The sequence below is a fragment of the Pseudomonas cimarronensis genome, assembly GCF_049331905.1.
GTDB lineage: Bacteria > Pseudomonadota > Gammaproteobacteria > Pseudomonadales > Pseudomonadaceae > Aquipseudomonas.
Genome location: NZ_CP186283.1, coordinates 1,206,234 through 1,218,948, shown reverse-complemented (window position 1 = coordinate 1,218,948; position 12,715 = coordinate 1,206,234). Strand labels below are relative to the sequence as shown.

At 62.2% G+C, this 12,715-nt stretch carries 9 protein-coding genes; 6 read left to right on the top strand and 3 right to left on the bottom strand.

Annotated elements, in window-relative coordinates; translation table 11 throughout:
- Positions 1-19: 19 nt before the first annotated feature.
- Positions 20-961 (bottom strand): substrate-binding domain-containing protein, encoded by a 942-nt coding sequence (locus ACOCLD_RS05655; RefSeq protein WP_422911168.1) that lies wholly within the window; start codon positions 959-961, stop codon positions 20-22.
- Between the two features lie 313 nt (positions 962-1,274).
- On the opposite strand from ACOCLD_RS05655, the gene ACOCLD_RS05650 reads away from it, so the two are divergent.
- The 4 genes from ACOCLD_RS05650 to ACOCLD_RS05635 all read left to right on the top strand — a co-directional run bounded on the left by ACOCLD_RS05650 (position 1,275) and on the right by ACOCLD_RS05635 (position 4,992).
- Positions 1,275-2,003 (top strand): VC0807 family protein, encoded by a 729-nt coding sequence (locus ACOCLD_RS05650; protein ID WP_257777439.1) that lies wholly within the window; start codon positions 1,275-1,277, stop codon positions 2,001-2,003.
- Between the two features lie 25 nt (positions 2,004-2,028).
- On the top strand, positions 2,029-2,466 hold the full coding sequence (locus ACOCLD_RS05645) for a YqaA family protein (RefSeq protein ID WP_422911167.1): 438 nt from the start codon (positions 2,029-2,031) through the stop codon (positions 2,464-2,466).
- Between the two features lie 151 nt (positions 2,467-2,617).
- Positions 2,618-3,571 carry a lysylphosphatidylglycerol synthase transmembrane domain-containing protein gene (locus ACOCLD_RS05640; protein WP_422911166.1) on the top strand — a complete coding sequence of 318 codons (954 nt, stop codon included), beginning with the start codon at positions 2,618-2,620 and terminating at the stop codon, positions 3,569-3,571.
- Positions 3,572-3,726: 155 nt separating this feature from the next.
- Positions 3,727-4,992, top strand: coding sequence for an Hsp70 family protein (locus ACOCLD_RS05635; protein WP_422911165.1), 1,266 nt, complete (start codon positions 3,727-3,729; stop codon positions 4,990-4,992).
- Positions 4,993-5,143: 151 nt separating this feature from the next.
- Here ACOCLD_RS05635 and ACOCLD_RS05630 read toward each other — a convergent pair whose 3' ends face one another.
- Positions 5,144-7,459 carry a YgiQ family radical SAM protein gene (locus ACOCLD_RS05630; protein ID WP_422911764.1) on the bottom strand — a complete coding sequence of 772 codons (2,316 nt, stop codon included), beginning with the start codon at positions 7,457-7,459 and terminating at the stop codon, positions 5,144-5,146.
- A 202-nt stretch (positions 7,460-7,661) separates the two neighbouring features.
- Here ACOCLD_RS05630 and ACOCLD_RS05625 point away from each other — a divergent pair, with 202 nt between their 5' ends.
- Positions 7,662-9,572 (top strand): diguanylate cyclase domain-containing protein, encoded by a 1,911-nt coding sequence (locus ACOCLD_RS05625; RefSeq protein ID WP_422911763.1) that lies wholly within the window; start codon positions 7,662-7,664, stop codon positions 9,570-9,572.
- A gap of 110 nt (positions 9,573-9,682) precedes the next feature.
- The gene (locus ACOCLD_RS05620) at positions 9,683-11,575 is read left to right on the top strand and encodes a diguanylate cyclase domain-containing protein (protein WP_422911164.1); all 1,893 of its coding nucleotides are present in this window, start codon (positions 9,683-9,685) and stop codon (positions 11,573-11,575) included.
- Between the two features lies 1 nt (position 11,576).
- Here the strand turns inward: ACOCLD_RS05620 and alr are convergent, their stop codons facing one another.
- On the bottom strand, positions 11,577-12,656 hold the full coding sequence (gene alr, locus ACOCLD_RS05615; RefSeq protein ID WP_422911163.1) for an alanine racemase: 1,080 nt from the start codon (positions 12,654-12,656) through the stop codon (positions 11,577-11,579).
- Between the last annotated feature and the right edge of the window lie 59 nt (positions 12,657-12,715).

The window sequence follows — 12,715 nt, the reverse complement described above, 5'->3', positions numbered from 1 at the left end:
GCGGCAAATCCGTGCGCGGCTATGGGTTGACCGTCAGCGCCACCTTCTGCGTCTGCAGCCACTGCGCCAGGTTTTCACGGTTTACCTGCTGCACCGGCAGCGCGACATGCACCGGTTGCGCCGATAGCTCGCCACGCAGGCTCTGCACGGCTAACCGGACGGCCTGATAACCGATCACATGGGCTTGCTGAACCATCAGGCTGTGCACTTCCCCTTTGCTCAAGGCCTCAAGCAGCAGCGGGTCAGCATCGAAGCCGACATGCAGTAATTCCCCGGCCTTGCCGAGTCGCCGCAGGGCTGCCAGCGCGGCCCGCGTGCTGGTGCTGTTGGGGGTGAAGACGCCCGCCAGCTGTGGCAAATGATCACGCAAGGCATTCACTGCCACCTGGCTGTCGTCACCGATGTAGGTATCCAGCAGGATATTCAGGCCGCCCTGCTCAGCGCCCTGACGAAAACCACGTTCACGTTCGCTGGTCGAGGGTACGCCGGCTTTCAAGCGCAACAGCGCCACCTGGCCCTGCCCCTCAAGCGCCGCAGCCATGGCTTCACCAGCTTGCACGCCAGCGCGGAAGTTATCGGTGGCAACCACACCGCGCACTGCACTGCCGGGCAGGTCACGATCGAAGTACACAGTACTGATGCCGCTGGCTGCCAATTGTTGCACCCGTGAGACGATTTCCGGCCCACCCGGCGCGATAACCAGTGCCTTGCAGCCGCGCTCCAGTATCCAAGTGACCATCTGCAGCTGGGTCTCCGTACGGCCTTCCTGGCTCGGCCCGCGAAAATGCATATCCAGGCCATGCTCAGTGGCAGCCTGTCGCGCCCCTGACTCAACCTGGCCCCAGAACGGAGTCGCCCCTGCAGCCACCACACCAATGCAATCCTTTGCCAAGGCCTGAGCGGCGCAACTGATCAAGACAACGAACAGCAATAGGTATTTCGCTGGGCTTCGGCCGCACATCTCTCTTACTCCCAAAACCTGGCGACACCATGCGCGCCTGTATGCGCCACACCGGAAAAGAGCTCAAGTGTCACCGTAGAGTTTTCAGGCTCTATTCCCGTGTTGGCACGATCACAACGAAACGGGAACACACCCTAGTATCACTTTAGCATCAGTCAATTAGCCGCACCGGCCGGCGACTTGCCGGCCATCCGCCAGAAAACCGTGGCGCACGCCGACACCTCACACTTTTTCACACTCCAGGCGACGGCTGGGCTGGTAGCCGCCGCTCAGGCAGGCGATGATCGCGTTTCTTTCCCGCACCTTGAATGACATGACCGATACCACGCAAAGCACCCAGGCCACGCACAAACCCCGCCCGCTGATCGATCTGCTGGTCAGCATCCTGATCCCCTCTCTGATCCTGATGAAACTCAGCGGCGAAAGCCGTCTCGGGGCCGATGGCGCGTTGATCCTGGCTCTGGCTTTCCCCTTGGGCTGGGGCAGCTTCGAGCTGCTCAAGTACCGCAAATTCAACTTCATCGCCCTGCTCGGTCTGGTCAGCGTACTACTGACCGGCGGTATCGGCCTGCTCAAGCTGGACAATCAATGGTTGGCCATCAAGGAAGCGGCGATCCCCGGCATCATCGGCATCGCCGTGCTGGTCTCGACGCGTACGCGCTTCCCGCTGATTCGCACCATGCTGTTCAATAAAGCTGTGCTCAATGTCGACAAGATTCACGAGCGCCTGGAACAGGCCGGCAACACCCAACTGTTCGAAGCGCGCCTGCTGCGCGCCACCTACTGGCTGAGCGGCACCTTCTTCTTTTCCTCGGCAATGAACTACGCACTGGCCAAGTGGATCGTCATCAGCCCAGCCGGCAGCGAAGCCTTCAACGCCGAACTGGGACGGATGAACCTGCTCAGCTACCCGATGATCGCGATTCCCTCGATGATCATGCTGATGGCCATCTTCTATTACCTGTGGCGCACCATCCACGGCCTGACCGGCCTCAAACTGGAAGAGGTGATGGCCAACGTCGAGCAGGAAAAACAGCCCTAAACGACGCTGCCTGACGCGGCCACGAATGCTGACGCTCTCCGCTTATTTGGGCCTGTTTATTTCGGCCCTGGGTGCCGCCACCCTGCTGCCGCTGCAATCGGAGAGCGTGCTGGTGGCGCTGCTGCTCAGCGGCGCCTATTCACCCTGGGCGCTGCTGGCGGTGGCCAGTGCCGGCAATATTCTTGGCGCGCTGCTCAACTGGCTGCTCGGCCGCTACCTCGAACACTTTCGTCACAAGCCCTGGTTCCCGGTCAGCGACGCGCGCCTGGAACAGGCGCAACGCGGTTATGCCCGTTACGGCCGCTGGTCACTGCTGCTGAGCTGGGTGCCAGTCATCGGCGACCCGCTGACCCTGGTGGCCGGGCTGATGCGCGAACGCCTGTGGGTGTTCCTGCTGATCGTCAGCCTGGCGAAAACCGCCCGCTATGCTGTATTGACAGCCCTGACCCTCGGCTGGAGCTGAGCTGCACCACGCGCAACACACGCCGTAACGCCAACGGCAAGTCCGAGGTTGAGCATCGGCCATGCCTCCGTGATACTGCGCAGCCTTCGCCCAGGCGTGTGCGAGGACAGTCGCAGTAGGAAGGAGTGATCTCAGTGGAGCTGCATCCGTAATGAAAAGGAGCGATCTGGCCTGGACTCTGGTGGGGCTCGGCGCCGTGCTGCTGTCGTGCTACTTGCTCTATCACCAAGTGCGCACAATCTCCCTGAATGAAATCGCTGACAGCCTGCGCGCCATTCCGCGCCTGGATTGGATGCTGGCCGCCGCAGCCACCCTTGGCGCTTACAGCGCCCTGGCCTGGTACGACCGCATCGCCCTGGCTCACCTGGGCAAAAAGATTTCCTGGCGCTTTATCAGCCTGTGCTCCTTCACCACTTATGCGCTGGCCCACAACATCGGAGCCTCAGTATTCTCTGGCGCCCTGGTGCGTTATCGCGCTTACCGCAGCAAAGGCATGACGCCGCAGGAAATCGGCATCCTGATCGTCTTCTGCTCCTTCACTTTCGTCCTTGGCACCATCCTCGCCAGCGGCTGCGTGCTGGTACTGGAGCCGGATCTGATCCACCGCGTGGCGAAGGTCACGCCGCTGGTCTCCGAAATCATCGGCGTACTCCTGCTGCTGTTGGTCGCGCTCTATGTGCTCGGCTCCTGGCGGCATTTCAAGCCCTGGCACTGGGGCAAGCTGCATCTCGAATACCCGCGCCTGGGGATTGTCGGCCGCCAGTTGCTCGCCGGCCCACTGGAGCTGGCTTGCGCGGCGGCGATCATCTACTTCGCCCTGCCGGCGGAGAACAACCCTGGCTACCTGGTGGTGTTCGGCGTATTCCTCGCCTCGTTCTCGCTGGCGCTGCTGTCTCACGCCCCCGGCGGCCTGGGCGTGCTGGAAGTGACCTTCCTCGCAGCGATGCCTGAGCTGCCGGCGGCAGACGTACTCGCTGCGCTGATCGTGTTCCGCTGCTTCTACCTGCTGTTGCCATTCGCTCTGTCGCTGCTGGTGGTACTGGGCTTCGAATGGACGCAGTGGCAGAGCCGCCGCACCAACCCTGACAACCCGCCTTTGCCCTGAGTCGCACACACCGGATAACCGGGGGCAGCATTGCGCCGCACACTCGCATAGAATGCGCGGCCGTTTTTGCGGCACGCCTTCACAACAGCCGCTCGCCGGCTTCGTGACAGGATGCCCAAAAACCTCCCGGTACTTATTCAGGAACAGCGCGCCGCATGACCCTTTCCACGCCCGCCCGCGCCTGCGGCATCGACTTTGGCACCTCCAACTCCACCGTCGGCTGGCTGCGCCCCGACGCCGAGACGCTGATTCCCCTGGAAGACGGCAAGATCACCTTGCCCTCTGTGGTGTTCTTCAACCTTGAAGAACGCCGCCCGGTCTACGGTCGCCTGGCCCTGCAGGAGTACCTGGAAGGCTACGAAGGTCGCCTGATGCGCTCGCTGAAAAGCCTGCTGGGCTCAAAGCTGCTGAAAAGCGAAACCACCGTACTGGGCAGCGCCCTGCCGTTCAAGGACTTGCTCGGCTTCTTTATCGGCGAGCTAAAAGCCCGCGCGGAAAACACTGCGGGCCGGCCCTTTGAAGAAGTGGTACTGGGCCGCCCGGTGTTCTTCGTCGACGATGACCCGGTGGCCGATCTGGAGGCACAGAACACCCTGGTAGCCGTGGCGCACAAACTTGGCTTCAAGGACGTGTCGTTCCAGTACGAGCCGATTGCGGCAGCCTTCGACTATGAGTCGGGCATCAGCCGCGAAGAGCTGGTCCTGATCGTCGATATTGGTGGCGGTACTTCGGACTTCTCCCTGGTGCGTCTGGCGCCCGAACGTCGCGCCGTAGCTGATCGTCACAGCGACATCCTCGCCACCGGCGGCGTGCATATCGGCGGTACCGACTTCGACAAGCAACTGTCGCTGGCCGGCGTGATGCCGCTGTTCGGTTACGGCAGCAGGATGAAGAGCGATGCTCCGATGCCCACCAGCACCCACCTGAACCTGGCCACCTGGCACACCATCAACGCGGTGTACTCGGCGCAGTCGCAGCGCCAGTTGCAGAGCATGCGCTACGACATCGTCGACCCCACCGGCATCGACCGTCTGTTCCAGCTGATCGAACGCCGCGACGGCCACTGGCTGGCCATGCAGGTGGAGGAAAGCAAGATCGCCCTCACCGAGCAGGATGCCCGGCCCATTGACCTCAGCCGCCTGGAAGAAGGGCTGGTCGCCGAGCTGACCCGCGAGCTGTTTGAAGGCGCCATCGAGCCGCTGCTGGAGCGCGTGCGCACCAGCGTCACCCAACTGCTCGGCGATGCCTGCGTCGGTGTTGAGCAGGTCGACACGGTGTTCTTTACCGGCGGCTCCAGCGGTATTCCGGCGTTGCGCCAGAGCGTCGCGGCGATGCTGCCCAACGCCCAGCACGTGGAAGGCAACACCTTCGGCAGCATCGGCAGCGGCCTGGCCATCGAGGCGCACAAACGCTACGGCTAAACACTGCAACAGCTCGCGGCTAAAGCCTCCCCACAAACACATCGGTCTCCGTGGGAGGGGCCGGGCGGCGCTCCGCTTTAGCCGCGATACAACGGCAAACGCCAGCATAAAAAACGCCAGCTTAGCGCTGGCGTTTTTTATGGCTGCAGAATCAGCGCGGCACCACCGGCTTCTTCGGCGGCTTCTTGCCTTTGCCTTTCGCGGCATCGGCGCGTTCCTTGGCCGCCTGCTGGTTGCGCGCCTGCGCTGCGGCCTTGGCCTGCTCGCGCTTGTCCCAGGGGTTGCCACCGGCCGCACCAGTATCACGCGGCGGCAAGCCGGTGTGCTGGGTCAGCATTGGCTTGCCCTTGACGGTGTCCTTGGCAACCTTGTGGCTACCAGCCGGCGTCGAGTTCTTCCGCCGTGCGCTGTGGTACTCGTCGACCTTGGGCTGGAAAGCCGGAATCAGCTGGTGTTTGCCATTGCCGATCAGATCCCCACGGCCCATGCGCAACAGCGCCTCACGCAGCATCGGCCAGCCTTTCGGGTCGTGGTAACGCAGGAAGGCCTTGTGCAGGCGGCGCTGTTCTTCGCTCTTGACGATGGTCACGCCGTCGCTCTTGTAGCTGACCTTGCGCAGCGGGTTCTTGCCCGAGTGGTACATGGCCGTGGCGGTAGCCATCGGCGAGGGGTAGAACGCCTGCACCTGGTCGGCGCGGAAGCCATTGCCCTTGAGCCACAGCGCGAGGTTCATCATGTCCTCGTCAGTGGTGCCGGGGTGCGCGGCGATAAAGTACGGGATCAGGTACTGCTCTTTACCCGCCTCTTTCGAGTACTTCTCGAACATGCGCTTGAACTTGTCGTAGCTGCCAATACCCGGCTTCATCATCTGATTCAGCGGGCCTTCCTCGGTGTGCTCCGGGGCGATCTTCAGGTAGCCACCGACGTGGTGGGTGACCAGCTCCTTCACATACTCCGGCGACTCGACGGCCAGATCGTAACGCAGGCCTGAAGCGATAAGAATCTTCTTCACCCCCGGCAGCGCGCGGGCACTGCGGTACAGCTGAATGAGGCTGGAGTGATCGGTATTCAGGTTCGGGCAGATGCCGGGGAACACGCAGGACGGCTTGCGGCACGCGGATTCGATTTCCGGGCTTTTGCAGGCGATACGGTACATGTTGGCAGTCGGCCCGCCGAGGTCGGAAATCACCCCGGTGAAGCCCGGCACCTTGTCGCGGATTTCTTCGATCTCACGGATGATCGACTCTTCCGAGCGGTTCTGGATGATCCGCCCTTCGTGCTCGGTGATCGAGCAGAAGGTGCAGCCGCCGAAGCAGCCGCGCATGATGTTTACCGAGAAGCGGATCATCTCGTAGGCCGGGATTTTTTCCTTGCCATAGGCCGGGTGCGGCACGCGCTGATAGGGCATGCCGAACACGTAGTCCATCTCTTCGGTGGTCATGGGAATGGGCGGCGGGTTGAACCACACGTCCACTTCGCCATGCTTCTGCACCAGCGCACGGGCGTTACCCGGATTGGTTTCCAGGTGCAGCACGCGGTTGGCGTGGGCGTAGAGCACTGGGTCGTTGCGCACCTTCTCCATGGACGGCAGACGGATCACCGTCTTGTCGCGGGTCATCCGCGGGCTGGCAAGAATCTGCACAACCTTCGGCTCGTTCGGGTCCTCGACCAGGCCTTTCTCTTGCTCGATGGCACAGGCCTGGGTGTCCTGAGTATTCACATACGGGTTGATGATCTTGTCGATCTTGCCCGGGCGGTCGATACGGGTGGAGTCCACTTCGTACCAGCCCTGCGGCGTATCACGGCGGATAAACGCAGTGCCGCGCACATCGGTGATGTCTTCGATCTTGTGGCCATAGGACAGACGCTGGGCCACTTCGACGATGGCGCGCTCGGCGTTGCCGTACAGCAGGATATCGGCGCTGGCGTCGATCAGGATCGAGTTGCGCACGCGATCCTGCCAGTAATCGTAATGGGCAATGCGGCGCAGCGAAGCCTCGATACCGCCGAGCACGATCGGTACATGCTTGTAGGCTTCCTTGCAGCGCTGGCTGTACACCAGGCTGGCGCGGTCCGGACGCTTGCCGGCCAGGCCGCCGGGGGTGTAGGCGTCGTCGGAGCGGATTTTCTTGTCCGCGGTGTAGCGGTTGATCATCGAGTCCATGTTGCCGGCCGCGACACCGAAGAACAGGTTCGGCTCACCAAGCTTCATAAAGTCGTCTTTCGACTGCCAGTTCGGCTGGGCAATGATGCCCACGCGAAAGCCTTGCGACTCCAGCAGGCGGCCAATAATGGCCATGCCGAACGAGGGATGATCCACATAGGCGTCACCGGTCACGATGATGATGTCGCAGCTGTCCCAGCCCAGCAGATCCATCTCTTCCCGGCTCATTGGCAGGAACGGCGCCGGCCCGAAACACTCGGCCCAGTACTTTGGATAATCGAATAACGGCTTGGCGGCTTGCATGGGCATGAAAAGTGACCGGTGTTGGCGAACAGGGATGGAAAATCGCGGGCGCGGAATATAGCACAAATTTTAACCAAACCCGACTCAGACACTCGGATTAAGCGCGTAAAAATCCCTTACGGCTTGTAGTCTTCCTGTAGTGGCTTACGGCTATACTCCAGCGCATAACATCGGCCGCCAATAGCCGAGATCAGGAGCACATCTGGTGCAACGCTTAGCCTTTTCGATCCTTTTCACGCTGAGCCTGGCACTGGCCAATGGCCTGGCCCAAGCCGCAATCGTGCTCACCCCGCAAAGCAGCGGCAGTTCATTGAATGAACAGATTGAACTGCTGGAAGATGTCGGCGCCCAACTGACCATCCGCGACATGGCCGACCCGGCCGTACAGAGTCGCTTCCAGCCGGCGGCAGGCCGCGCCACCGTTGGTCAGAGCCGCAACCCCTGGTGGGTCAAGGTTACCCTGCAACGCAGCAGCGATGCTCCCAGCCAGTGGTGGCTGGAAAATGCCGGCATCACCATCTTCAACCTGCAGCTTTATCTACCGGACGGCCAAGGCGGCTGGACGGTGCGCGAAACCGGCGAGGCCGTGCCCTATCTGGATGGCCGCGACTATGCCTACCGCCGCATGGTGTTCCAGCTACCCGAAATTGGCGAACAGCCGCTAACCCTGTACTTCCGCAGCCTGGACCCGGCGGGGAACTCCTTCCCGCTGAAAATCTGGCAACTGCAGGACCTGGCACAACAGGCTGGCCACGAAAACATCGGCTTCGGCCTGATCTACGGGGTGATTCTCGCCCTGCTGCTGTACAACCTGTTCATCCTGGTCGCCCTGCGCGACCGCGCCTATTTCTGGTACGTGATGGCCACCGCCTGCGTGCTGATCTTTATTCTCAGCATGACCGGCCACGGCGCTCAGTACCTCTGGCCGGATGACGCCGTGCCCTTCTGGCTCGATCGCATCACCCTGCCCTCCCTGTGGGGCATATTTGTCATGCGCTTCACTCAGGAGCTGCTCTACACCAAGCGCGGCTTGATCTGGCCGCACCGGCTGCTGAATGCAGGCTGCATCCTTTATGTCATCGCCATTGTGATCAATGCCTTCGGCTACCGCGCCGAAGGTGCGCTGATGATTGCCCTGACCCCGATTGTCACCGTCCCGACCGCACTGTTCAGTGCTGGAGTGCGCTGCTACCAGGGGTTTATCCCTTCACGCTTTTACCTGCTGGGCTACGGGGCGGTGCTCGCCAGCACGGTTGTGCTGGTTATGCGCGCCGCCGGGCTGATTGAGCCGAGCAACTTCACCGCTTACCTGTTCCCGATTTCGGTTGCGGCAGAAACCATTCTGTTCTCGTTCGCCCTGGCCTATCGCATTCAGATGCTCAAACAGGAAAAAGCTGAGGCACTGGAACAGGTCGATCGTGAGAAGACCGCGCGCCTGGCTCAGGCCCAAGCCAACGCAGCTGAACTCAAGCACTCGGTAGAGCAGCGTACAGCCGAACTCGCGGCCACCAACGAGCGCTTGCTGCAGCGCGAACACGAACTGCAACACGCCGCCTTCCACGACCCGTTAACCGAGCTGCCGAATCGCCGCTTTCTGGTCGAGCGCTGCGAAGCGGCGCTGGCCAATGCCCGCCGGCACAATGAAGCCACGGCTCTCCTGCTGATTGACCTCGACCACTTCAAACCGATCAACGACCGATATGGCCACGACGCCGGCGACCTGATGCTACAAAGCATCGCTCAACGTCTACGCGAACATGTGCGCGCCGGTGATGCGGTAGCACGCCTGGGTGGTGATGAGTTTGCCGTGCTGATCGGTGGCGACGATGCCGAACAGCATGCCCGCGAGATTGCCCGCCGCCTGCTGGCCGAACTGGCCAAGCCGGTGATCTACGGTGCCGAACGCCTGACCGTGACCATCAGTATCGGCGTGGCGCTATACCCACGCCACGCCAGCAATTTCACCACGCTATACAAGGCCGCCGACGAGATGCTCTACAAGGTCAAGAGCCGTGGCCGCTCTGGCTGGGCAGTTTGTGGTGAAGATGGCGAACTGAGCAGCGAAGCACGCCTGCATCTGGATGTGCTGAATGTTCCCAGCGGCCTGAGCTGATACCGCTCGCCCAGCATCACCCAACCAACGACTAGCAGCGATCTCCTGTGATCATCCGCACATAAGCGCCTATACTCGCGGCAAACGCCACTCGACACAGGAAGTCCGCAGTGCAGCGCCTACTCCTTGTTCTGCTCCTGGCCAGCAGCGCCCTTAACGCCGCTCCGATCACTCTGAGCGCCCCGAGTAGCGGCAGCCTGCTCAATGATCGAATCGAACTGCTAGAAGATGTCGGTGGCCAACTGAGCATCGCCGATATGGCCGACCCTGCGGTGCAAAGCCGCTTTCAGCCGGCCGCCGGACGCACCAGCGTCGGCCAGAGTCGCAACCCCTGGTGGATCAAGCTCAACCTGCAGCGCGGCAGCGATGCACCCAGCCAGTGGTGGCTGGAGGTTGGCGCAGTCACCCTGCTCGACCTGCAACTGTATCTGCCCGGCGCCGATGGCCACTGGCAACAACGTCAGGCCGGCGAGCGCGTCGGCTTTGCTAAAGGCCGCGACCACGACTACCGCCGCGCCGTGTTCCGCCTGCCAGACCTTGGGCAACAGCCGCTGACCATTTATTTGCGCACCTATGACCCCGCCGGTAACTCCTTCCCGCTGCGTGCCTGGCAACTGCACGACCTTGAGCAACTGGCCAAACGCGAACATCTGCTGCTCGGCCTGATCTACGGAGTGATTCTCGCCCTGCTGCTGTACAACCTGTTTATCCTGCTGGCCCTGCGCGACCGCGCCTACCTCTGGTATGTACTGACCATGGGCGCATCACTGGTGTTTATCGCCAGCATGAGCGGCCATGGCTTCCAGTACCTCTGGCCTAACGGACCGGTGCCCACCTGGCTGGACCGCATCACCCTGCCGATCCTGGTCAGCCTGGGTATTCTGCGCTTCGCTCAGGAGCTCCTGTCCACTCGCACCCACCTGCGCCTGGCGCATCACATTCTCAATGGCTGCATCGTGGTCTATCTGCTGGCCCTGGGGGTCAACCTGGCCGGCTATCGCAGTGAAACGGGACTGCTGATCGGCCTGATTCCGATAGTGACTGTACCCACCCTGCTGATCAGCTCCGCGATTCGCTGGAAGCAGGGTTTTATTCCAGCGCTGTTCTACCTGCTGGGCTATGGCAGCGTACTGCTCAGCTTTGTGGTGCTGGTATTGCGCGCCGCCGGCGTGGTGCAACCGGGCGAATCCACCGCCTACCTGTTCCCGTTGGCCGTGGCCGCCGAGGCAATTCTGTTTTCCTTCGCCCTGGCTTATCGCATCCAGATTCTCAAGCAGGAAAAAGCCGACGCCGTGCTTCAGGCAGACCGCGAGAAAACCGCACGCCTAGCCCAGGCCCAGGCCAATACCGCTGAACTGCAGCACGCGGTTGACCTGCGTACCGCCGAACTGGCGGCGGCCAATGAACGCCTGCGGCAACGCGAGCGTGAATTGCAGCACGCCGCGTTTCACGACCCGCTGACCGAGTTGCCGAACCGACGTTACCTGATTGAGCGCTGTGAAACCGCACTGGCCAATGCACGCCGCCACAATGAAGCGATTGCCCTGCTGCTGATCGACCTCGACCATTTCAAGCCGATCAACGACAAGCACGGCCACGATGCCGGCGACCTGATGCTGCAGTGCATCGCCCAGCGCCTGCGCGAGCATGTGCGCGCAGGCGATACCGTGGCCCGCCTGGGAGGCGACGAGTTCGCGGCCCTGGTATGCGGCGCAGACGCCGAAACGCACGCGCGGGAAATCGCCGAACGGTTACTGGCAGAGCTGGCCAAACCCGTGCTCTATGGCGCCGAACGCCTGACTGTGACCATCAGCATCGGCGTGGCGCTCTACCCGCAGCACGCCGGCAACTTTGCCGCGTTATACAAAGCCGCTGACGAGATGCTTTATCGGGTTAAAACCCGTGGCCGTTCAGGCTCGGCAGTGTGCGGCGAAGATGGCGAGCTCAGCGACAGCACACGCCTACACCTAGATGTGCTCAGCGTGCCCAGCGGCCTGCTCTGATTCAGCCGCGCCGGTAACGGCGTGGCACCCGCGCAGTGACCTTGCTGAGCAACTCGTAACCGATGGTGCCCGCTGCTTGCGCCACCTCGTCCACCGGCAGCTGCGCCCCCCACAGCTCCACAGCGTCGCCTTCAACCGCTTGCGGCAAATCGGTGAGATCGACTGTCAGCATGTCCATCGACACCCGCCCCACCACCGGTACCCGTTGCCCCAGAATCACCGCGGGTGTTCCCGCCGGCGCATGACGCGGATAACCGTCGGCATAACCACAGCTCACGGTGCCGATACGTGACGCACGCTCGGCGCGCCAGGTGTCGCCGTAGCCCACCGTTTCACCAACAGCAATCTCGCGACAGGCAATCAGCTGCGCAGTCAGGCTCATCGCCGGGCACAGGCCCAGCTGCGCCGCGCTCAGATCAGCAAAGGGCGTAGCGCCATAGAGCATGATGCCGGGGCGCAACCAATCCATATGCGCAGCCGGGATGGTCAGAATCGCCGCCGAGTTGGCCAGCGAGCGCTGCGCGAAGTCCAGATCCAGCAGATCGAGAAACTGCTCCAGCTGCCATTCGGTGGTCTCGCTGCCGCGCTCATCAGCACAGGCAAAGTGACTGAGCAGATTCAACTCGGCCACCTGCGCAGCGCCCTGCAAACGCCCATGCCAGTCACGCGCGGCAGCAGCGCTGAAGCCCAGGCGATGCATGCCGCTGTCCAGTTTCAGCCACAGGTTCAGCGGCCGCGCCAGATTGGCCGCGAGCAGTTGCTGCGCCTGCTGCTCACTGTGCAGCACCACATCCAGGCCCAACTGCGCGGCGAAGGCGTACTCATCTGCCTCGAAGCAGCCTTCAAGCAACAGAATCCGCGCCGCGCCATGCAACGCGCGCACCTCAGCGGCCTCCTCCAGGCTGGCCACGGCAAAGCCGTCGGCGACATCGTGCAAAGCCGTCACCACCTCGCGTACGCCATGCCCATAGGCATTCGCCTTGACCACCGCAAACGCCTGCCGCCCCGGCGCACAGCGTTTGGCCTGCGCGTAGTTGTGGGCAATTGCGGATAAATCGACAGTGGCAACAAGCGGGCGCATGGGGCAGGGTCCTTAAAGCCAAACGGGCGGCCAGTTTAACCACTGGCCGCCCGTTTTTA